The following is a 20,807-nucleotide window of genomic DNA, read 5'->3' on the forward strand; positions in this document are numbered from 1 at the left end:
CCGGGGGATCGTGCGCCGAGAGGGATACGGGGGCGGAGCACCGTCCGTTCACCCCGCTGGGTACCCCATGGCATTCTCGCTGAGCATCCGCCGTCCCCGCCACGTACTCGCTACCGGACCCGGGACTACGGTCCCGGAATTCTCACACAGTGTGAGGGACCCGGGAACGGGAGGACGGGTGGGGACCGGACGTGCGGAGAGACGGAGAGAGCGGCGTGATCGGAGATCTCGACGGGCGGCGGCGGGCACACGGAGATGCGCCCCCGGTGACACCAACCGCCCCTGCCCGTAAGACCTCGCCCCCGGAGGCCGCCCCGGCCTCCTCGCGCTCCCGCGCCCGGCGGCTGTCCGCGGTGCTGGTCCTGGTCGGCACGGTGCTGGCGGCGCTGCTCGGCGGCGCCGGCCCCGCGTCCGCCCACGCCGCCCTCCGGTCCGCCGATCCGGCCGAGGACACGGTGCTCGAGGCGGCTCCGCGCCACATCACCCTCACCTTTACGGAGAAGGTGAGCATGACCAACCGCACGATCCGCGTCATCTCCCCCTCCAACACCCAGGTGGCGAAGGGGGATCCGCGGCACACCCGTGGCGACGGCACCGCGATCCGGATCGGCCTCCGCGACGGTCTCCCCGACGGCACGTACACCGTGGCCTGGCATGTGGTCTCCGCCGACAGCCACCCGGCCTCGGGCGCGTACACCTTCTCCATCGGCGAACCGTCCGGGACGACCGCCGTCGTCCCCGCCGACACGGCGGGGAACGGCACGACGGAACGGCTCTACGGCGTCGCCCGCTACGCCGCGTACGGCGGACTGGCCCTGCTCGTCGGCGGCTTCGCCTTCGCTCTGCTGTGCCTGCCATACGGCCCGGTGCCGCGCCCGCTGCGCCGCCTGGTGGCCGCCGGCTGGTCGGTTCTGGCGCTCGCCACCGTCGCGCTGCTCCTGCTCCGCGGCCCCTACGAGAACGGTGACGGCCCGCTGCGGGCCCTCGACCTGTCGGCGCTGCCCGCGACCTTCGGCAGCCGCCCGGGGGCCGCGCTGCTGTTCCGGCTGCTGCTGCTCGCGGTGGCCGGCGCCTGCCTGGCGCTGCCCGCCGCCGGTTTCCGCGGGGTGACGGCGAAGACCGCGCGGGCCCCGGGCCGTACCGCCGCCGGGCCGGACACGGCACCGGACGGCGCGGCCGGCGGGGAGGGAGACGGCTCGCCGGGCAGCGGGGGCGCTGCCGTGGATGCCGGGGCCGACGCCGTGGACCAGGCCGGAAACGCCGGAGCAGCCGGCACGGCCGAGGCCGGCACGGCGGAGTCCGGTGCCGCGGACGGCGGGGATGACGCGGCGGACCAGGCCGGGCACGGCGCAGCGGCCCCGGCAGCGGCCCGCGCCGCCACCGGAACCCCACAGGACCCGGCCGGCGGACCCGGCGGGCCGCACACTGCCGACGGGACGCCGCACGACCGGCGGCCGCCGGCTCTCGTCCTCATCGCGGCGGCCCTGCTGACGGTGGGGCTGGCGGCGACCTGGGTGACGGTCGAGCACGCCTCGGTCGGCCCGCAGGCTCCGTTCGCCGTCACGGTGGCCGGTCTGCACCTGGTGGCGATGACCGTCTGGGTGGGCGGTCTCGCCGCCCTCTCCGTCACCGTGCTGCGCCGCGGCGGCCCGTCGGCGGAAGACGGGGCCGGGGACGTGACCGGGAGCCGGGAGGGGAACGGGTACGCGAGGGCCGCCGGGCGTTTCTCCACCCTGGCGTTCGTCTCGGTGACCGTCCTGGTTCTGACCGGCCTGGTCCAGTCCTGGCGCCAGGTCGGGGCCTGGGATCTGCTGCTGACCACCTTCTTCGGGAAGCTGCTGCTCACGAAGGCGGTCATCGTGCTGCTCCTGCTGGTCGTGGCGGGCGTCTCGCGCCGGCTGACGGCGGGGCTGCGCGGGCCGGGCCCGTCGGAGACCGCCCCCGTGCCGATGGCCGCCCCGGAGCCGGAGCCGGAACTGGTGGCCGTGGGCGCCGGGGTCGGGGCCGGAGGGTCCGGGCGGCCCACTCCCCGCCGGCCGGCCACGACCGGGGAGACAACGGCCCCGGAGACGCCGGCCCGCGAGCCACCGCCCCGGCGGACGCCGGACCGGCAGGCGAGCGCACGGGAGAGGAGACCACGGCGGCCGGGGGCACGGCGCCGGACCGCACCGCGGGCCCCGTCTCCCGGGGCCGCCCCTCCGGTGCCGTTCCCCCATCATCCCGCGGCGGCGGTTCCGTCCGGGAGGGCCTGCGCCGCTCCGTGATCGCCGAACTCGCCATCGGGGCCGTGATCCTGGCCGTGACGGCGGTGCTGACCGGCACCCAGCCCGCCCGTGCGGTCCTCGACGCCAGCGAGGAGATCGCCGCCCGGGGCGCGGCCGTCGCCGTGGTGGACGTGCCGCTGGACACCGGCACGGAGGCCGGGGACGCCGCCGCGCCGGGTGTGGAGACCGTCGCGAACGTCACCGTCGATCCGGCCCGGGTCGGCACCAACCGGGTGCAGGTGCTCGTCCTCGCGGGCGGCGGCCTCGTCGGCGTTCCGGAGGTGCGTGTCTCCTTCACCCTCGAGGAAAAGGGCATCGGCCCGCTGGACGCGCGTCTGGAGGACGCCGGCGGCTACTGGATCAACGACGATCTGCGGCTGCCGCTGCCGGGGAAGTGGACCATGGCCGTCACCGTGCGCACCTCCGAGTTCGACCAGGTCACCAAGACGGTCACCGTGGAGGTCCGCCCGGTCCCGGGGACGGCGCCGGAGAAGACCGGCACCGGCTGAGCCCGTGCGGAGGCGCGGGGCGGCTCAGCTCCGCGCCGTCCCGGGCGGGGCCGCCGGGAGCCGGACCGTGATGACCGTGCCGCCCTCCGGGCCCGAGGACGCCTCCACGGTGCCGCCGTGCGCCGTGACCAGCTCCTTGACCACGGCCAGGCCGATCCCGCTGCCGCCGACGTCCCGCGCGGCGCTTCCCCGCCACAACCGCTCGAAGACATACGGCAGTTCGGCGGCCGGGATGCCCGGCCCGTCGTCGGCGACCTCGATCACCACCGCGCCGTCCCCATCGCCCTTCCGGGGCTCGGCCCGCGCGGTGACGGTCACGGTGTCGCCCGGGCGGCAGTAGCGGGCGGTGTTGCTGAGCAGATTGCCCAGCGCCTGGTGGAGCCGGTCGCCGTCGGCGTGGACGGGGAGCGGCCCGGCGGCCGGGCGGGTCCGCACGGTGAGACCGGCGGCGCGCAGTTCGGGCTCGCGGTCGCGGACGGCGCCGCGCACCAGTTCGGTGACGTCGAGGGTGGTCCGGCGCAGGGAGAGCCGGGCGGATTCGGCGGCGGAGAGTTCGGCGAGGTCGCCGACGATGCGGCCGAGGCGCAGGGTCTGGTCGTGGAGGGCGGCCAGCCGTTCGGGCGCGGGCTCGGCGTAGCCGTCGCGGAGTTCCTCCAGGCCGGCCTGGAGGGCGGCGAGCGGGGTGCGGAGTTCGTGGGCGACGTCGGCGGCCAGCCGGCGCCGGGCGCGCTCGGCGCGGGTGACGTCGTCGGCCATGGTGTCGAACGCGCGGGAGAGCTCGCCGAGTTCGCCGGGTGCGTCCACCCGGGAGCGGGCGGTGCGGTCCCCGGCGGCGATGGCGCGGGCGGTGTGCGCGACGCGTACGACCGGGCCGGTGAGCCGCCGGGTGACGTACCAGCTGACGGCCAGGGCGAGGGCGAGGGCGGCGAGCGCGGCGGCGGCGATCCAGCCCCAGGCGATGTCGCGGCCCTCCGTCCCGCTCGCGGCGGGGAAGCCGAGGTGGACGGAGCCGACGGTGCGGCCGTCCGCCCGGATGTCGGCGGTGACGGCCCGGCCGGAGGAGGTGCCGGGCCCCTGCCCGGAGCTCGGGCCCGGCGTGGCGCTCGGGTCCGGAGCGGCGCTCGTCTCCGCACCGGTGGCCGGGTCCGCGCTGTCCGGCGTGTCCCCGGTCCCGTCCCGGTTCGCGCCGTGCATCTGCCCCGGCCCTGGCCGGTCCCGGGCCGCCCCGTGCCCGCCCGGGGACAGCAGCATGTGGCCGTCGGCGTCCCGGACGGTCAGCACCGCCTCGGCGCCGAGGGCGATGGTGCGGGCGGAGCCCAGATCGGCGCCCTCCCAGCCGTCCGCGCGCCGGTAGGCGTCGGCCGCGGCGGCGGCCACCCGGTCGGCGACCCGCTGCCGGTCGGCCTGGCGCGCGGTGCCGATCCCCCGCTCGGTGCCGATGAGGGCGGCGGCCGTGAGCAGGGCGATCGAGGCCAGCGCGACGACGGCGAACGCCGCGAACAGCCGCCGCCCGAGCGGTCCGGCACCCCGGCCGGTGTCCTTCCCGGACGGGGCTGCGCCGTCGGCTCCGGTCCCGGAGAGCCCGGCCCCGGAAACGGGAGCCGGCCGCGGTCCCGCGTCAGGTGTCACGTCTCAGCCCCAGCCGGTATCCGACGCCCATGACCGTCTCGACGACCTGCGTCCCCGCGGGCCCGAGCTTGTGCCGCAGGTTCTTCACATGCGAGTCGATGGTGCGCTCGTACCCGGAGAACTCGTAGCCGCGCACCCGGTTGACCAGTTCGTACCGCGAGTACACCCGGCCGGGCACGGACGCCAGGGCGGTCAGCAGTCCCCACTCGGTGGGGGTCAGTTCCACCTTGGTGCCGTCCATCTGCGCCTCGTGCCGGTCCTCGTCGATCAGCAGGCGCCCGTGTCCGTAGGAGGTGGCGGCCGAGTCCGACCAGCCGCTCTCGTGCCGCGCGCGGCTGAGCACGGCCTGGACCCGCAGCACGACCTCGGTGGGGCTGAAGGGCTTGGTGACGTAGTCGTCGGCGCCCAGCCGGAGCCCGCGGATGCGGTCCTCCACCGCGTCGCGCGCGGTGAGCACGACCACCGGTGTCCCGCCCCGCTCCCTCGCCTCGCGCAGCACTTCGCTGCCGTCCACGTCCGGGAGCCCGAGGTCCAGCACGGCGATGTCGACGCCCCGGTCGCCGAGGAGGCGGATCGCCTCGGCGCCCGAACCGGTCGACACGACCGCGTACCCGGCGCGCTCCATGTAGCGGCGCAGCAGCTCACGGATCTCCTTCTCGTCCTCGACGACGAGCACAGTGGTGGCCATGAGCCCACGTATACGTGCCGCCCCACCGGGCTGCCAGGGCCGAATGACCCTCCCTCCCCCGGTTGGCGACCCGTTTCGCGGCTCCCGACTCCATGCCGTCTCCACACCCCCGCCACACCGTCTGCCGCGCCCGGGACGACGGTGGGATCAACGGGACGGAAGGGTTCCGCCCCCGGAAATCCGAGGAGGAGCGCCATGAAGCGCAGCGTCAAGCTCGCCACCGCCGTCGCCGGTGCCGTCGTGATCGGTGGCACCCTGGCCGCCGGGCCGGTGATCGCCGCGGCGAACGACGGACCGGGCGCGTCCGGCGGAACCACCTCGCAGAGCGCGCAGCCGGGCCCGCAGCAGGGCGGCCCGGGCATGGGCCGGGGCCACGGGATGGGCCAGGGCATGGAGAACAGGCAGGGCCAGGGCATGGGGACGAGGGACGGATCGTGCCTCGCGGCCGGTTCCGTCACCGCGGAGCAGGGCACCCTGACCGAGGCGCAGAAGAAGACCCTCGTCTGGGCGGCCGAGGAGGAGAAGCTGGCGCACGATCTGTACACGGCCTTCGGCGAGAAGTACGACGTCCGGGTCTTCGACCGGATCGCCCAGCCCGAGACGAACCACCTCGAGGCCGTCCGGACGCTGCTCGACCGCTACGACGTGGCCGACCCGACCACGGGCAAGGCGGCGGGCGAGTTCACCGACAAGACGATTCAGGCGACCTACGACCGCCTGCTCGCCCAGGGGGAGAAGAACGAGGACGGCGCCCTCAAGGCGGGCGTCACGGTGGAGACCGAGGACATCGAGGCCCTCACCAAGGCGATCGACGCGATCGACGACGCCCCCGACGCCAAGCAGGTCTACGAGAACCTGCTGGCCGGCTCGGAACGCCACCTGGCGGCCTTCAACCGCTGGCTCGGCTGACCGGGAACGGCCCGCGCCCGCGGGCCGGAGAAGGAAACGGAAACGGAGGGCCAGGGCAGTCGCCCCGGCCCTCACACCCGCCGGCCGACCCGGCCCGGCTCCTTCAGATCTCCGTCGTCACTTCCACGTACGGACGAGGACGTTGGCGGCGAACTGGCCCGGGGACAGGGTCACCACATGGGCCCCGCAGTTGACATCCCCGTAGAAGGACCAGGTCTGGTTGTCCCGGTTGACGACGGACCGGGCCTGGTAGCCGGGAACCCAGCCGCAGATGTGGAAGCGGGGGTTCTTGTAGACCCGCATGACGCCCCGGAAATACGGCCGGCTCCAGAAGCAGACGTACCCCGAGGGGCAGAGCTGCTCGGCGCGGTGCTGGCGGGCGGACTCCCGGGCCTCGGTGGTCTCGGCCTGGGCGGTCCCCGTGAGGGTGCCGAGCACCGCGACCGCCGCGAGCACCGCGGAGATCCTCGCGGTCCGACGACGCTTCTCCATGGATGTTCCCCTTTCTCGGTCGGGGTGCCGTACCGCCGCGGATTGACGGAGGAACGAGGAGCGTCCGGCCATGGGTTGCCACCGCGCTGCCGGCGAATCCCCCGAGGAAATGTGTGCTGTGCCGTGTATGGCCGGGCCGCTCCATCATCAGGCGCTTCACCACCGAAAAACCCCGAAGGGCGTCGAATCCCCACCTTCGGCGGAATGCGGAGCACACGGCGCGAACGGGATCATTTCCCGGCGCGCCGACGGCTGTTGCCCCCGCCGCACGGGCGCCCCTCGCCGACGCGGCTCTCCCGGTGGTCGACGAACAGCAGATCACCCGTGAGGCACTGGGCGAACGGAGCCCAGCGCCCGTGAGGCGGACAGACGTGTACCCAGCGGACGGGGGGACCGCTGGGTACACGGGCCGCCGGGGAGCTGTCCGCTTCTCGCGGGCCCTGATTGCACGGTGCGCGAACTCCGCTCCGCTTCTCCGTGCCCGGCGCTCTCCTCGGTGCCACCCACAGGACATCACGTCCTCGCGCCCGCCGACAGGGCCGACCGGCCCTTCGGGAGAACCCGGTTGGGACTCCCCCAATGCGTCGGCCGGCTCGGTACCGGCTGGTGCCGCGACGGCCTCGTCACGCCGCGCGGCCGTGTGCCGTACCGTCCGCCTCGGGGCCGTCCGCCTGTCGGTGCGCGGGACCGTCCGCGGGGCCGTCCACCGGCCCGGCCCCGGCCTCGCGCCCGATCCAGGCCCTGCCGGACACGGCTCCGCGCTCGTACGGCCCCGGGACGGGGAAGTACGCCTCCAGGAACGGTGAGAGCAGCTCCCGCTGCGCCTCCAGGTCCTCCTCGCCGGACACGGTGTCGTTGAGGCAGAAGACGGTCCGGTCCCGCCGGGCCAGCAGCCGGTCCAGCCGCACGCCCACCACCGGGTCGGAGATGTCGAGGTAGGCGTAGCGGAGCTGCCCCGGCACGGCCCTGGCGGTGAGGAACGCGTAGTAGTGGTGGAGGGAGGAGACGACCGACAGGTCGTCGAGGCTGCGGAAGCGGCGGCTCGCGGTGGCGCGGTGCTGTTCCGGGAAGCGTTCCTCGATCTCGTACAGGACGGAGCGCCGCAGCGCGTGCGGGGTGTGCTTCATCTTGTGTCCGATGACCGTGGACGACATCTCCTCTATGAGCGCCCGGTTGTTCTTGCCCGCCGCGGAAACGGGCACGTCGCGCTCGTTGGGGGCGCCCGGCGGGATCAGCGCCGGGGAGGGGAAGAACTGGGTGAGCCCGTTGGCGTGGAAGAAGTCCTGCGGGCGGGTGGGGCGTCCGAGGAAGACGTCGTCGTTGAAGTAGAGGAAGTGTTCCGACAGTCCCTCGATGTGGTGCAACTGGCTCTCGATGGCGTGGGAGTTGAAGGTGGGCAGCAGCCCGGGGTCGCTGAAGATCTCCGTGTGGTCGACGATGCGCAGCCCGGGCACATCGGTGTCCAGCCACGACGGCACCTGGCGGTCCGTGACGAGGTGGATGGTCCGCAGCCACGGGGCGTAGAGGTGCAGGGAGCGCAGCGAGTAGCGGAGTTCGTCGTGGCTGGCGTAACGGGCGGCGTTGGCCGCCTCCTCGTGGTAGGCGTGTCCGGCGGTCTCCGCGCGGCGGGCGAGCCAGTCGGGGTCGTGGCCGTCGACCCAGGTGTAGACGGCGTCCACGGGGAACCGGACGTCCTCGGGGGCGGGCCGGGCGAACTCCTTGCGGGTGCGCACCGGCGGCAGCGGCCGGGCCGGGGATGCGAGTGCGGTGAAGAGGGTTTCGGAGACCTCGACGGGGTCGTCCGTGCGGGGCACCACTTCGGCGGTCCGGTTGTGGCGCGGTGCGGTCAGGGTGTCCCCGGTCTCCTCGCCGGCGGCCCAGAACTCCACGTCGCAGCCGTACTTGGGCCCGAGGACGAGGCGGCCCTCCGGGTCCCCGTGGTACCAGGTCAGCCGGATGACGTCGGCCTCCGCGACCGCGCGCCAGGTCGCGGCGCGGAAGCCGGGGGCGGTCCGCCGCAGGCGCTCCCCCGCCTCCACGGCGGTGACGTAACCCGGGGCGTCGGCGCAGGCCCGCGCCAGCGCGCGGTGGGCGCGTGCGCGGTCGGCGGCGGCGACGGCGACGACCGCGGAGGTGTCGCGGCGGCCCCGCACGCTGAAGTGGTCCACCCCGGCGGCGTCGAGGGCCTCGCGGACCCGGGCGGCGTTCACGTTGCGGGCCCCCAGGGGGGTCGGGTCGGGCGTCACCAGGACGGCTCTCGGTGCGCCGCCGGCCATGCGCAGCGACCGGTCCGGCCCGCGGAACAGGTCGGGGTGGCGTCGGACGGCGTGGGCGGCACGGATCCGGCCGAGGGCGTCCCCGGGGGACGGCACCGTGGTGAACCACCGCTTGGCGCGGGCCCGGGCGGCGGGGGACGTACGGGCCACGACGGCCCGTCTGAGGCGTACGGGGACGGAGCGCCGGTAGAGCCGGACGGGCCAGGACACCTCGGGATTGCGGTTGCCGGCCCGGGTGGTCGCGGACGGTACGTCCGGGGTGTCCAGGGCTTCCCGTGCATCGGTCGTTCCAGGTACTTCGGAGGCGCCGGGGGTGTCCTGCGCCTGCGGTTCGTCGTCCTCCGTGCCCGGCGAGGAGGAGGCGCCCTCCCGGAGCGTCGCGTCCGGCGGTGTCGTATCGATGTCGTGCACGGCAACCAACTCCCCTGACAGAGGCCGGAGTCCGGCCCTCGCGGTCGGCCCCGGCCCGCTCGAACGGCTCTCCGCGGAAAGCCGTTCACGGCAACGTCCTGCTGCGGGTGCCCTCCCGCCGGGCCTCCGATGCCCCCGGTCACGGGACGAACGGCCGCCCACCGGCAGGGGAATGGCGGTACACGGCCGGCGAGGGCAGCAGGACCGGCGGCCGGACCGGACGGGCTCGGCCTCAGCGGGCACGGTCGGTACCGGGCGGAGCACCGGCATCAGGCACCGGGAGCACGAACCGGTGGAACGCGTGTACCCAGCGGACGGGGTACCGCTGGGTACACGGGCCTCCGAGGGGCTGTCCGCTTCTCGCGGGCCCTGATTGCGCGGTGCGCGGCTCGGTGTCCGCTGCTCCGCGTCCGGTGCTCTCCTCGGTGCCACACCAAGAACATCATGTTCCGGCACCGGCCAACAGGGCCGACCGGTCCCGCCCCGGGCCCACCGGCCCGCAACCCCGCACCCGCGCTGCACGCAGTGTCTGCTGCCTCAGCGGACCGTTGCGGTGAGGCGTCGCAGTGCGGCCTGGGCCGGTGGGCCCCAGGTGGGCTTGCCACCGGGGTCGCCCTGAATGCCCGCTTCTCCGACGAGGATGCCGCTGAGGGCCTGCAGCACCGCCCACCCCCGGGCGCGGCGCAGGGTCGCGGCGTCGGGAACCGGCTGGTAGGCGGCGTGGAAGCGGTCGGCCGCGCCGTCCGGCAGGAGCGTCCAGGCGGCGGCGAGATCACAGGCCGGGTCGCCCGCGCAGAGGTCGCCGAAGTCGACCACGCCGCTGAAGGTGCCGTCCATGGTGAGGACGTTGGCCGGGTGCAGATCGCCGTGGAGCCACAGGGCGGGGCCTGCCCAGCCGGGTGCGGCGACGGCGTCGTCCCAGACCGCGCGGACGGCGTCCGGGTCGGTGACGAGCCCCCGCTCGGTGGCCGAGGCGAGCTGCCGGGCGAACTGCTCGGCACGGTCCGCCAGCGGCTTTCCGCGGCCATGACCGCCGGCGGGAGCGTTGCCGGGGGCGGGCTGGTGAAGAGCCGTCAGAAAGCCGGCGAGGGCATCGGCCGCCTCCGCGGCCCGTGTGACGGGGACGCGGTCACCGGACACGCCCGGCACCCAGGTGGTGACGATCCAGGGGCGCGGGAACCGCCCGGAGGGCTCGCCGAGACGCTGGGGAACCGGGACGGGCAGTGGGAGGCGCGGGGCGAGAACGGGCAGCCACGCGTACTCCTTGCGCAGCAGCTCGTCCGCGGACCGCGTCGCCCAGGGAAGCCGGACGGCGAGGTCGGCGCCGAGCCGCCACAGCTGGTTGTCCCAGCCCCGCGCGCCGAGACGCACGGGACGGTCGGCCAGGTCGGGATGCTGATCACGCAGCAGGTCCCGGACCAGCTCGGCGGTGATCTCGATCTTGGTATCCGTCATGGGAGGCAACGGTAGCCGGGGCCGTCCGCCCCCTCTTCCCCCGGTCCGGCGGTCCTGCCGTCACGAACCGGCCTCCCCGCGTGATTACTCAGCCGACGTGCTCGGCAGTCTTCCGTAATACGACCCAACCGTGCCGGACAGCTTCCGCTGGATCTCGCGAAGGGTTCGGATGGTCCAGTCGTCAGCGAACCCTGTTGTGGTCGGCCATTCGGCCCCCGAGCCGGAGAGGTCGCTCACGAAAACGATCTCCACGGCCAGGAGAAGGCGTGCTCAGTCGACCGGGGATATAGGAGCGCCGTCTCCGAGTTCGGCACGCAGCCTGCGGCACTGGTCGAGCAGATCCTGCATACCGGCGAAACCCATACCGGAAGCAAGCTCATCGCTGCATCGGGCCGGGCCTCCCCACTCCAGCAGTGCGCGCCGCAGCAGACCGATCTCGTCCGTGGTGAGCAGTTCACCTGCTGCCGTGGAGGCTGTATGCATCCGGTCAGCCCTTCCCCGTACTCGTCCAGCACATCCGGCCCTCTGCGGATGATCTCGGCGCAGCCCACTCATCATCACCTTGCGCACACACATCTCACAAAATGCCTCACAGCCAATTCGAAGGCTGTGTTGGCCAGAAGTCGCACCCGGAGACGGGGCTGCGCACGGGTGACGGACGCGGCGCAGGAGCGGCGGCCCCGGACCACCGGCTGTCCCGCCCGCTCTCAAGGACGCCTCTCCCCCTCCACGGCACCGGGAGCGGGCTCCAGAGTCCTGCGGAACAGCGCTCCCGTGCCCAGCAGGACGGCGATCCAGCAGGCGCTGAGCGCGAAAGCCTGCCGGTGCCCAAGGCTCTCCGTGACGGCTCCGCCCACCGCGTTGCCCACCGCGCCGCCCACCAGCCAGGCGCTCACCAGCAGGGTGTACGACCTGGTCAGCGCAGACCGCGGAGCCAGCGTGTCCAGCAGCGCGGAGGACGCGATGGCGGACGGGCCGCCGCACACGCCCACCAGGAAGAGAGCGGGGAACAGCAGGGCGAGGCTGCTCGCAGCCCACGCCGCCAGGCCGGCCGTCACCGCCGAACCCGCCAGGGCGACCAGCAGCAGCCGTGCCGCTGACCAGCGCCACCGGCGGGCGCCGAAGGCCAGCCCCGCGACGATCTCTCCTGCCGAGACCGTCGCGATCAGCACCCCGCTGTCCGCAGCGGTGCCCAGGGCGAGGGCGGCGGCCGGCACGGCGACGAGGACGATACCGGCGGAGAGTCCCGATCCCGCGGCGAGCAGCAGCAGGACGGCCAGACCACGGTTTCTGCGAACTCCGCCACGCCGGACGGCGGTTCGGGCCGGGCTCCAGTCCCGGGAGGCTTGTGTCGTGGAGAAGAGCAAGGCCGCCCCACCGGACAGCAGACCGCCCGTCACCACGGCCGCGCCAGGTCCCGCCAGGACCAGCAGCAGCGACGTGACCAGCGGCCCGGTCAGCAGCGCGAGCTGGAACAGCACCGCCAGCAGCGCGTACCCGGCCGTGCGGGCCTCGGCCCCCCGGACCGATTCGGCCAGAAGCACTCTCATGCTGCCGGTGGTCGCCGGAACGCACGACCCCATCCCGGCACTGGCCGCGACGGCGAACCCCTGCCAGGGCACGGCGGGCGCGGCGGCGACCAGCAGGACGCCCCAGGCCGCGCAGGCGGTGCCCACGAGCGCGAGGATCCTCGCCTGGCCGTACCGGTCGATGAGCCGCCCCTGCACCGCCATCCCGGCGGCGTTCCCCAGGCCGAACGCTGCCGCCGCCAGGCCACCGGCGGCGAGCGAGCCGGTCAGCCGGTGCACGTACAGCAGCAGGGCCAGGCCCAGCATGCCGATGGGAAGGGCGCCGAGCACCGTGGCCAGCAGCGGGACGCGAAGAGCGGAAGTCCTGAGGACGTGGAGATAGCCCTGCACGGGGCATGCCTTTCCAGGCAGCCCACCCACCCGGGAGCCGGACTCCCAACGGCCCGCCGTCACGGAGGACGGCGGCTGACATGCCCAGACCCTACGGCCAACGCCGGAGCGACCTCAAGGGCCGGCGGCCCCCGGAACCACGGCGACATACCGCCCGGACGACCGTGCGACACCCCGGCCCCTGCAAGGGGTTGCCGGGCATCACCAGTACGGCGGGTCAAAGGGTGCACTGCCGTTCTGGCGGTAGTAGGCGCGTACCAGGGAGATGCTGGCGACTCGCCGGCCTTCTGCCACCGCGCGTTCCGCGGCCTCCCGTCCGGCGAACGTCCGCCGCTCCCGCTCGTACTGCTCGGCGCCCTCGAAACGGGGCGGGGCCTCCAGGAGGCCGAGTTCACCCCGGTCCTGGACCAGGGTGACGACGAGACGGTCGCGGGTCCGGGGATCGCGGTACTCGTACCGTTCGGAGGTGGAGCTGTAGTCGGAGGCGAACGGCACCCGTGAGCCGGTCCACCGGTCACCGCCCAGAGCCTTCCCCCACTCCTCGCCCACCGTTCGCAGGTCGCCGTCGAAGACGACGTACCGCTCCAGCCGCCACTGGCAGCTCAGCGGGCCTGCCGGCTCGCCCTCGAAGGGAACGTGACGGAGGCAGCGGTCCGTGGCCGCAGTACCGAACTGCCGCGGCGCTCCGGGCAGGACACCGACGGCCCTCTCCAGGCGGCGTTCGCCCTCCACCTCTGCCGTGCGGCTGGCTGCGTCCACCGCATCGGCCCGGGACAGGGAAGCCATCGGGTTCGCGACCCTCTCGTAGCCGTACCATCCCGCCGTGGCCAGGCCCGCCACCACGGCCACGGCCGCTCCCGCCCGGACCCTCCGGCGCCTCACCTGCGGTCTTGCTGTGCTCGCCATACCTGGATCTTCGCGCGCCCGTGTCACCGGACGGCAACGGGGCTGTCCTTCTCGGGGAGCTATCCGCAGGCTGTTCCGTGGACGATCTCGCCCAGCGGTGATCCGGGCACGCCTGTGCCCTGCACCCGTCCAAGGATGCAGGGCACGGGTACGGCGAGTGTCAGACCTCCACGCGGGACGCGAAGCCGACGAAGGACGCCCAGGCGCCCGGGCCCACGGCGAGGCCGGGCCGGGCTATGTCCTTGGAGTCCCGCACATGGATAGCGCTGGGGGACCCCGCGACCTCGACGCACTGTCCGCCCTCACCACTGCTGTAGCTGCTCTTACCCCACACCCGTCTTGCCGTGCTCGGAGCCGACTCACGATCGCTCATGGGTCTACCAACAACCTTTCAATGAAGGCCATCGACTCACTCGGAGTGAGCGCTTGGGCACGGATGATCCCATACTTTGCCGTGAGTTCGCGGACCGATTTCAGCTCCGTATACAGGTGACTGGTCTTGTGCACTTCGACGTAGGCGAAGCGACGCCCCTGCGGCGTCTCGATCAGCGTGAACGGCCCGGCAAGACCGGCGTGTTGCTGTCTCTTTGTCGGCATGACCTGGACCTCAACGTTCCTGTTGTGCCCGATCAAGAGGATGTGTTCCAGTTCGCCGCGCCACACCGGCTCACCTCCGATGGGGCGCCGCAAGACGGCTTCCTCGACGACGAAGCTCACCAGAGGCGCAGGCCGCCGGGAGAAGACCCTCTGCCGGGCTACACGCGCTGAGACGAGTTGTTCAATCACCGGCTCGTCCAGGGCGGGTCGGCGCATCGAGAGCACGGCTCGTGCGTATTCTTCCGTCTGCAACAGGCCATTGATGACGTGAGTGTCGTAGGCATGCAGTTCCGCAGCCTCAGCTTCCAACTTCACAGCCCCGCGGAAGAACGCCGGAAACTGGGCCTCCACCTCCTCCTTCATCTCCTGCAGGACCCCGCCCGCGTCCAGCAGCTCATCGGCCTTGTCGATGAAGCGGGGCGGTGGGACCCGCCGACCCTGTTCGAAGGACGCGATGGTCGACGCCGAGTATCCCGTCGCGGCGCCGAAGTCCGGCCGCTCGATGCCCGCCCGTACCCGGAACCGCTTCAGCTGGCGTCCGAACACGCACAGCGTCCCCGCGCCCTGCTCGCAGACCAACTCCGTACCCTCATCCGGCTCTTGCTCGCTCATGCCGTTCACCTCCACAGCCGCCAACGCACCCCCGTACGCCCGGACACGCCTCACGGTGCGTACACCTGCGGTCGGGCGCGGACACATTCCGCGTGTAGGCGCCTACCGCGCCGTCACCGTAGAAGCGAACTAACCGGCATGTCCTATGAACAGTGGAAATTCCCACCCGTGGGTGACCACACGCGCCGGAGTCCTCCCCGGGCTTCAAAGGAGAGCTGTGACAGCAGGCCCGGGGCATCTCGGTCCGCTCCGGCCATGGCGCAGCTCGTGCGGCCCTTGACCAGTTGGCGGCATCCGTGACCAGGGCTCTAGCGTGGGGCCGACCGTCATCGCCGCCGCCCGGGAGTCCGCGTGTCCACCGTCACCACGTCGATGTTCACCTTCCCCCTCGGGGACGACGCCGCCCTCATCCCCCGCACGCCCGCGATCACCGCCGCGTATCACGAGGTGTTCACGGCGAACTTCGAGCGGATCACCCGCTGGAACCCGAGCGCCGAAGGCCGGCCCACGCCGGAGGACACCCGGCGGAATCTCGCCGAGGCGGGGCGGGCCTGGGTGGACGGAACGCGCCTGCCGCTGGCCATCGGGGTGAAAGCGGAGGGCGGGTGGCGGCTGGTCGGCGCGGTGGGCCTGGAGATCAACGGCACCGCCGGGACGGGCGAGGCGGGTTACTGGCTCGACGCCTCCGCCGAAGGGCGCGGCCTGGCCACCCGGGCCATGTCGGCCCTGCTCGACGAGGCGTTCGGACCGGTCGGCCTGCACCGGGTGGAACTGCGCATCGATCCCACCAACGAGCCCAGCCGGAGGATGGCCCGGCGCCTGGGCTTCACGCAGGAAGGCGTACTCCGTGAAGCCCTGGCCTTCCCCGAGGGGCGGCACGACGAGCTGATCTACGGCCTGCTGGCGGAGGAATGGCGCGGGGCACGCGGCTGACGCCGGCCGCCGACCGGCTCTCTCCGCCCCTCCGGACCGGGCGGCCGGGCAAAGCCCGGGGGTCGGCGGCCGGCGGCCCCGTCACCCCGGCTGGGTCGGCGGTCGGCAAAGAGGCACCGGTGAACACTGCGTGATCCGGGCAGTGGCCCGTCCCGGTCCCCCTGGAAGGATGCCTCCCGCCGCACTCCACGCCTACGACACAAGGTGGTTGACCCTTGAGACTGACCCGCGCGACCCTCGCCGTGGCCGCCGGCGCCCTCGCCCCGGCCCTGCTGCTCGCCACGCCGTCCCCGGCCACCGCCGCGACGCCACCGACGGCCACCGTGGCGTCGGACGTCGGCTCCCCCTACGACGACATGGACGCGGACGACCTGCGCATCGCGATCCTCCGCATCCTGTCCGACCCCGACAGCGGCAGGCGCGTGGCCCAGGAGGCCAACGAACTCCTCGACCACGGCACCGTGGAGGAGATGCGCACCTGGCTGGAGTCCGGTTACCGCCTCGCCCAGGCCGAGGACGACCGCGTCGCCGTCTTCCGGATCCTCGCCAACCCCGACAGCGGCAGGGCCGTCGTCCGCGAGGCCAACGAGGCCCTCGACGACGGCAGCCCCGAGGCCGTGCGCGCCTTCCTCGAAACCGGCCTCCGCCTCGCCCAGGCCGAAGACGACCGCGTCGCCGTCTTCCGGATCCTCGCCGACCCCGACAGCAGCGACGCCCTGCGCGCGGCGGCGAGCGCCGCCCTGGACGACGGCACCCCCGAAGCGCTGAGCTACTTCCTCGAGGTCGGCCAGTACGAGGTCGACAGCTGAGCCGTCTCCAACACCCCGGAGTCCGCCCCCCGTTCACCGTGAGCCCTCCGCCGTACGGCGCCCACTCCGCCTACTCCTGCCCGGTGCCCGCCTACGGCTCTGAGAAGTCAGCGCGTTCCTGCTCGTCACGGGCCTTGCGGGGAGGAACCGTGGGGGCCATGAACAGCGCACATCCGCATCCCAGCCTGCCGCTCACCACCGGTGGCACCGCCGCTGCGGCCCCCGCCGGATCCGTACCGGCCTCCCGGGAAACGCCCCGCCCCCTCCGGGAGTTCGCCATGAACTTCACCGCCACCCCGCGCGGGGCGCGGCTCGCGCGGCGGCTCGTCTCGCACCGGCTGCAGGAGTGGGGCCACCCGTACACCTCGCGGGTCAACGAGACGCTGACCCTCATCACCGGTGAGCTGGTATCCAACGCCGTCCGCCACGGCCGCGTACCGGGACGGGACTTCCGGGTGGTCCTCACGGAGGGCATCGGCACCCTGCGGGTGGAGGTGACCGACACCCGCGCCGAGCAGGTGCCGCCGCGGTCCGCCGCCGAACCGCCGGGGGACGCCGAGTCCGGCCGGGGCCTGCTCCTCGTCTCCCGGCTCGCGGACGGCTGGGGCGTCACCCGGCGCACCGGTGCCCCGGGCAAGACGGTCTGGGCGCGGCTGGCGGTGGGCAAGCGGGGTCCGGCTGAGTGATCGGCGGCTCGGCGCCGAGGAGGGCCACGGACGGCGGCTCCCGCATCCGGGTTCGTGCGTGCGTACACCGCGGGAGCGACCGTGTCCGCGGCGGGGACCGGCCGGCTCGCCCGCGTGGGTACTCCATGCGTGCGGCCTGCCGGATTCCCGGCTCGGCTCGCGCGGGCCGCGGGAACCGGCCGGGGCGGGCGTCATCGTGGCACTTCGGGCCCTCGGGAAGAGGCCGCTTGCGTGTCGTGGCGGCACGGCGAGATCTGCGGCGCGCCTCCGCCGCATGGTAGGTGTCAGTCCTCGCAGGAGGTTTCAGAACCCGCCGGACGATCACCTCAGGGACACGGGATGCGCAAGGACCGCACGGAAGCGATGGAAGCGATGGAGAGGCGTCGGCGGCTCCGGTGGCTGCCGGCCGCGGTGATCGCGGTCGCGCTCGTGCTCGACGTGGCCACCCCGGGGAGCATCAGTGTGTTCCCCCTGCTCGCGGCCGCCCCGGGCGTGGCCGCGCTGCTTCTCTCCCTGCGCGGGACGATCGCCACCGGTGTGGCGGCGACCCTGGTGGGGACCGAGGTGGTGTACCTGGAGAGGGAGCCGACCCAGGAAAGCGTCGTGGCACTCATCAGCCTGGTCGTTCTCACCTGCACCGCGGCCGTCCTCAATGCGCTGCTGACCCGGGACCGGCGGCAGTTGCGGACGAGCCGCGAGGTGGCGGCGGCGGTCCAGCGCGCGGTGCTCCCGGATCCACCGCGCCGGGTGGGGCGGCTGGCCGTGGCCTCCCGGTACGAGGCCGCCCATGAGGAGGCCGCCATCGGCGGTGACCTCTTCGCGATCACGGAGACCTCCCACGGCGTCCGGATGCTCATCGCCGATGTGCGCGGCAAAGGGCTGGAGGCGGTCCGTACGGTCAACGCCCTGCTCGGCTCGTTCCACGAGGCCGCGGAACACCGTCCGGATCTGCCGGGTGTCGTCCGGCAGCTGGAGGACCGGATGCGGGCCAACGGGCAAGCGACCGGGGAGGAAGACGAGTCGTTCGCCACGGCCGTCATCGCGGAACTCTCCACGGACAGTTCCGTGGTGCGCATCGCCAACCGGGGCCACCCCGCGCCGCTGCTGGTCCACGACGGCAGGGTGAGCCCGCTGGAGCCGGCCACACCGTCACTGCCGCTGGGTCTGGCCGCCCTCGGCGGCGACGATGTCCCGGTCGACCGGTTCGACCTGCCCGCCGGAGCCACCCTGGTGCTGTTCACCGACGGCATCGATGAAGCCCGTGACGCCGACGGCGTCTTCTTCGACCCCGTTCCGGTGCTGTCACGGCCTTTCCCGCCCGATCCGGACGCGGTGCTCGACGCCCTCCTTGCCGCCGTCCTCCAGCACACCGGGGGCAATCTGCAGGACGACGCCGCACTCTTCGCCGTCACCCTGGACGCGGACGCCGCCGTCACAGGGGGCGGACGGCGGCACGACGCGGTGGCGCGCCCAGGGCACGGCCGGTAGGCCGGCCCACCCCTCGTTCAGCCGGCTTCATCCCGCCCCCGTCGGTGACACTGACCCGCCAGTGCCCCTCCATGGTGCCGACCGCTGTCCCGGTCAGCGGTCGCCGTCACTCGTGTGCCGGGGACCGCCGCGGACCTCCGGGGCAGCGGATCGGGTGTCACCCCTGACGTTCCCGCCCCTGTGGCCACACCGGTGTCCGTTCGCCCCAACTTCCGTTTCCCGAGCGCAATTTCGTTCCGGAAGATTTCCGGTAACTGGACGGGGCGCAGCCTTTCCGGTGAGCACCGGAGTCCTCTTCTCGGCCAGGTCCGCGCCTTGAGCGAAGCGGCTGAGCTGGGCCGTCCAGGGGCTGAGAGAGCGACAGAAGTCCTCGTTTCCCGCCGGAAACTTTCCGGTAACCGCAGCGCGACCAACAGTTCCGGTCACCTGGGAACGTGATCCCCGCCACAGGGGCGTCCGACCTGCCGACCCATGGCCTGAGCTGCCGCGACGCCTCGCGGGCGGGGAGCCGAACGGCCCGGGCGGCCGCCGGTATCCCGAACGTGACCTGCGTGTTTCCCGGATCATGATGGGCCGGAAGTGGATGGCGGCCGCAGTCTTACCACATTTACCGTTCTTGTCATCGCCAGGCCGGTGCTGGTTCACCGCGCGTACACCCCCCACATCACCGGAAGGACCCGCCATGGCCCAACCTGTCCTGTTTCTCTGCGATATCGCCGCAGTGAGCCTCCTGGTGTTCGGCCTCTACTTCCCACGCCACCGCCGCCGGGACCTGGTGGTGGCCTTTCTCGGTGTCAACGTCGGTGTGCTCGCGGTCGCCAGCTCCCTCGCCAACAGCGGCTCCAATACCGGGCTCGGCCTGGGCATGGCTCTCTTCGGCGTCCTGTCGATCATCCGGCTCCGCTCCACGGAACTCGACCAGCACGAAGTCGCCTACTACTTCTCCGCGTTGGCCCTCGGCGTCCTCGGCGCCATGGCGACCAGCAACGCCTGGCGGTCCGTCGGGCTGATGGCGCTGATCCTGGCCGTGCTCTACGTGGGCGACCATCCGCGGCTGTTCCGCAGCTACAGACGCCAGGTGATGGTGCTGGACACGGCGCTTCCCGACCACACCGCGCTGGTGGCGCACCTGGAGAACACCCTCGGCACCCGGGTCCACTCGGCCACCGTGCAGCGGCTCGACCTGGTCAACGACACCACCGTGGTGGACGTCCGCTACCGCAGCCTCCCCGCGGGCCGCGGCGCCAAGGGCGACACCGCGGCCCGGACCGGGCCGGCGCCCACCGCCGGAACGGGCGCGTCCCCGCTGACGGTGCGGCCGTGAATGCCCCCGCACCGCTCGGTGCCGCGCTCGGCGAGCTGCCGTCCATCGGGCTGGACGAACTCCTCGCCTGCGCCATGCTGCAGACCCGCGTCGACCGCAAGTACGTGCTGCCGGCCGACGCGCTGAGCACCCTGCTGACCCGGTTGCCCGCCGACACCAGGGTCCTGGAGATCGACGGCGACCGGCGCTTCGCCTACCGGTCGCTGTACTTCGACACCCCGGACCTCATCAGCTACCGCCTGACCGCGCACCGCCGGCGCCGCCGGTTCAAGGTCCGCACCCGGGTCTACGAGCAGTCGGACGAGTGCTGGCTGGAGGTGAAGACCCGCGGCTCCCGCGACAACACCGTCAAGGCGCGCCTGCCCTACGCCCCGGACGACTCCGACACGCTCGTCCCCGGGCGGCGGTTCGTCGACACCACCCTGGCCCGGAACCGCATCGACGGCAGTCACCGGTTCACGTTCGTGCCGACGCTGACCACCCGGTACCACCGCGCCACCCTCTACCTCCCGGGCACCAACAGCCGCGTCACCATCGACACCGGGCTGATGTGGCAGGACGGCGACCGCGAGCTGCGCCTGCCGCACATGGCGATCGTGGAGACCAAGACGGGCTCCACGGCCTCTCCCGTCGACCGGCTGCTGTGGCAGAACAAGTACCGGCCCAGCCGCATCTCGAAGTACGCCACCGGCCTCGCCGCGCTGCGCCCGTACCTGCCCGCCACGCCCTGGCGCCGCACGCTGCGCCGGGACTTCCAGGAGGTGACGTCCGGCGCCGACGACGCGTACCCGCCGGCGATGGAGCTGTCGGGCGCCGGCGCGGTCGGCTGAGGTCCCGGCCGGGGACGCGGGCCGCCGTCAACGCGTGTGGCCCGGGCGGGGGTTCGGGGGCCGGGTGCCC

The 20,807-nt window shown here is 73.3% G+C and carries 19 protein-coding genes; 9 read left to right on the forward strand and 10 right to left on the reverse strand.

Features of this window, described 5'->3' with window-relative positions; genetic code table 11:
• The first annotated feature begins 266 nt into the window (after positions 1 to 266).
• Positions 267 to 2,264, forward strand: coding sequence for a copper resistance protein CopC (locus tag E4N63_RS01940; protein WP_230239724.1), 1,998 nt, complete (start codon positions 267 to 269; stop codon positions 2,262 to 2,264).
• The gene (locus tag E4N63_RS01945; protein WP_230239725.1) at positions 2,261 to 2,773 is read left to right on the forward strand and encodes a hypothetical protein; all 513 of its coding nucleotides are present in this window, start codon (positions 2,261 to 2,263) and stop codon (positions 2,771 to 2,773) included. The genes E4N63_RS01940 and E4N63_RS01945 overlap by 4 nt, the downstream gene beginning before the upstream one ends.
• A gap of 24 nt (positions 2,774 to 2,797) precedes the next feature.
• Here the strand turns inward: E4N63_RS01945 and E4N63_RS01950 are convergent, their stop codons facing one another.
• Positions 2,798 to 4,402 carry a HAMP domain-containing sensor histidine kinase gene (locus E4N63_RS01950; RefSeq protein WP_230239726.1) on the reverse strand — a complete coding sequence of 535 codons (1,605 nt, stop codon included), beginning with the start codon at positions 4,400 to 4,402 and terminating at the stop codon, positions 2,798 to 2,800.
• Positions 4,392 to 5,090: a response regulator transcription factor gene (locus E4N63_RS01955; RefSeq protein WP_125622314.1), complete on the reverse strand. Its 699-nt coding sequence runs from the start codon at positions 5,088 to 5,090 to the stop codon at positions 4,392 to 4,394. The genes E4N63_RS01950 and E4N63_RS01955 overlap by 11 nt, the downstream gene beginning before the upstream one ends.
• Before the next feature lie 195 nt (positions 5,091 to 5,285).
• Here E4N63_RS01955 and E4N63_RS01960 point away from each other — a divergent pair, with 195 nt between their 5' ends.
• On the forward strand, positions 5,286 to 5,999 hold the full coding sequence (locus E4N63_RS01960) for a DUF2202 domain-containing protein (protein WP_230239727.1): 714 nt from the start codon (positions 5,286 to 5,288) through the stop codon (positions 5,997 to 5,999).
• Between the two features lie 117 nt (positions 6,000 to 6,116).
• Here the strand turns inward: E4N63_RS01960 and E4N63_RS01965 are convergent, their stop codons facing one another.
• The 8 genes from E4N63_RS01965 to E4N63_RS02000 form a co-directional block, all read right to left on the reverse strand.
• A complete protein-coding gene (locus E4N63_RS01965) occupies positions 6,117 to 6,491 on the reverse strand; it encodes a peptidase inhibitor family I36 protein (protein WP_185831085.1) in 375 nt (124 codons plus the stop codon).
• A 623-nt stretch (positions 6,492 to 7,114) separates the two neighbouring features.
• Positions 7,115 to 9,178, reverse strand: a complete 2,064-nt coding sequence (locus E4N63_RS01970; protein ID WP_308188626.1) for a stealth family protein — start codon at positions 9,176 to 9,178, stop codon at positions 7,115 to 7,117.
• A 537-nt stretch (positions 9,179 to 9,715) separates the two neighbouring features.
• On the reverse strand, positions 9,716 to 10,633 hold the full coding sequence (locus E4N63_RS01975) for an aminoglycoside phosphotransferase family protein (protein ID WP_125622307.1): 918 nt from the start codon (positions 10,631 to 10,633) through the stop codon (positions 9,716 to 9,718).
• Between the two features lie 270 nt (positions 10,634 to 10,903).
• Positions 10,904 to 11,116 carry a hypothetical protein gene (locus E4N63_RS01980; RefSeq protein WP_230239728.1) on the reverse strand — a complete coding sequence of 71 codons (213 nt, stop codon included), beginning with the start codon at positions 11,114 to 11,116 and terminating at the stop codon, positions 10,904 to 10,906.
• Positions 11,117 to 11,340: 224 nt separating this feature from the next.
• Entirely contained in the window at positions 11,341 to 12,552 is a 1,212-nt protein-coding gene (locus tag E4N63_RS01985; RefSeq protein ID WP_230239729.1) for an MFS transporter, read from the reverse strand.
• 201 nt (positions 12,553 to 12,753) lie between these two features.
• Complete coding sequence (locus E4N63_RS01990) at positions 12,754 to 13,458, reverse strand: hypothetical protein (RefSeq protein WP_230239730.1); 705 nt, start codon at positions 13,456 to 13,458, stop codon at positions 12,754 to 12,756.
• Between the two features lie 160 nt (positions 13,459 to 13,618).
• A complete protein-coding gene (locus E4N63_RS01995; RefSeq protein ID WP_230239731.1) occupies positions 13,619 to 13,831 on the reverse strand; it encodes a DUF397 domain-containing protein in 213 nt (70 codons plus the stop codon).
• Positions 13,828 to 14,667 (reverse strand): helix-turn-helix transcriptional regulator, encoded by an 840-nt coding sequence (locus E4N63_RS02000; RefSeq protein WP_230239732.1) that lies wholly within the window; start codon positions 14,665 to 14,667, stop codon positions 13,828 to 13,830. Before E4N63_RS02000 ends, E4N63_RS01995 begins: the two co-directional genes overlap by 4 nt.
• A gap of 351 nt (positions 14,668 to 15,018) precedes the next feature.
• Here E4N63_RS02000 and E4N63_RS02005 point away from each other — a divergent pair, with 351 nt between their 5' ends.
• From E4N63_RS02005 to E4N63_RS02030, 6 genes are all read left to right on the forward strand, one after another.
• A complete protein-coding gene (locus tag E4N63_RS02005) occupies positions 15,019 to 15,600 on the forward strand; it encodes a GNAT family N-acetyltransferase (RefSeq protein WP_230239733.1) in 582 nt (193 codons plus the stop codon).
• A 215-nt stretch (positions 15,601 to 15,815) separates the two neighbouring features.
• Complete coding sequence (locus tag E4N63_RS02010; RefSeq protein WP_230239734.1) at positions 15,816 to 16,409, forward strand: ALF repeat-containing protein; 594 nt, start codon at positions 15,816 to 15,818, stop codon at positions 16,407 to 16,409.
• Positions 16,410 to 16,567: 158 nt separating this feature from the next.
• Positions 16,568 to 17,095, forward strand: coding sequence for an ATP-binding protein (locus tag E4N63_RS02015; protein ID WP_230239735.1), 528 nt, complete (start codon positions 16,568 to 16,570; stop codon positions 17,093 to 17,095).
• 339 nt (positions 17,096 to 17,434) lie between these two features.
• Positions 17,435 to 18,583 (forward strand): PP2C family protein-serine/threonine phosphatase, encoded by a 1,149-nt coding sequence (locus tag E4N63_RS02020; RefSeq protein ID WP_185831084.1) that lies wholly within the window; start codon positions 17,435 to 17,437, stop codon positions 18,581 to 18,583.
• Between the two features lie 682 nt (positions 18,584 to 19,265).
• Positions 19,266 to 19,907 carry a DUF4956 domain-containing protein gene (locus E4N63_RS02025; RefSeq protein WP_125622291.1) on the forward strand — a complete coding sequence of 214 codons (642 nt, stop codon included), beginning with the start codon at positions 19,266 to 19,268 and terminating at the stop codon, positions 19,905 to 19,907.
• Complete coding sequence (locus E4N63_RS02030) at positions 19,904 to 20,737, forward strand: polyphosphate polymerase domain-containing protein (RefSeq protein ID WP_230239736.1); 834 nt, start codon at positions 19,904 to 19,906, stop codon at positions 20,735 to 20,737. Before E4N63_RS02025 ends, E4N63_RS02030 begins: the two co-directional genes overlap by 4 nt.
• The last annotated feature ends 70 nt before the right edge of the window (positions 20,738 to 20,807 follow it).

This window comes from Streptomyces sp. MNU89, from assembly GCF_020982505.1.
GTDB lineage: Bacteria > Actinomycetota > Actinomycetes > Streptomycetales > Streptomycetaceae > Streptomyces > Streptomyces xinghaiensis.

Bases quoted from the DNA above. Each gene is read 5' to 3' on its own strand.
- E4N63_RS01995 (WP_230239731.1), bottom strand. From the start codon at position 13,831: ATGAGCGATCGTGAGTCGGCTCCGAGCACGGCAAGACGGGTGTGGGGT.
- E4N63_RS01990 (WP_230239730.1), bottom strand. From the start codon at position 13,458: ATGGCGAGCACAGCAAGACCGCAGGTGAGGCGCCGGAGGGTCCGGGCG.
- E4N63_RS02025 (WP_125622291.1), top strand. From the start codon at position 19,266: ATGGCCCAACCTGTCCTGTTTCTCTGCGATATCGCCGCAGTGAGCCTC.
- E4N63_RS01960 (WP_230239727.1), top strand. From the start codon at position 5,286: ATGAAGCGCAGCGTCAAGCTCGCCACCGCCGTCGCCGGTGCCGTCGTG.
- E4N63_RS02000 (WP_230239732.1), bottom strand. From the start codon at position 14,667: ATGAGCGAGCAAGAGCCGGATGAGGGTACGGAGTTGGTCTGCGAGCAG.
- E4N63_RS01975 (WP_125622307.1), bottom strand. From the start codon at position 10,633: ATGACGGATACCAAGATCGAGATCACCGCCGAGCTGGTCCGGGACCTG.
- E4N63_RS01965 (WP_185831085.1), bottom strand. From the start codon at position 6,491: ATGGAGAAGCGTCGTCGGACCGCGAGGATCTCCGCGGTGCTCGCGGCG.
- E4N63_RS01980 (WP_230239728.1), bottom strand. From the start codon at position 11,116: ATGCATACAGCCTCCACGGCAGCAGGTGAACTGCTCACCACGGACGAG.
- E4N63_RS02015 (WP_230239735.1), top strand. From the start codon at position 16,568: ATGAACAGCGCACATCCGCATCCCAGCCTGCCGCTCACCACCGGTGGC.
- E4N63_RS02020 (WP_185831084.1), top strand. From the start codon at position 17,435: ATGCGCAAGGACCGCACGGAAGCGATGGAAGCGATGGAGAGGCGTCGG.
- E4N63_RS01955 (WP_125622314.1), bottom strand. From the start codon at position 5,090: ATGGCCACCACTGTGCTCGTCGTCGAGGACGAGAAGGAGATCCGTGAG.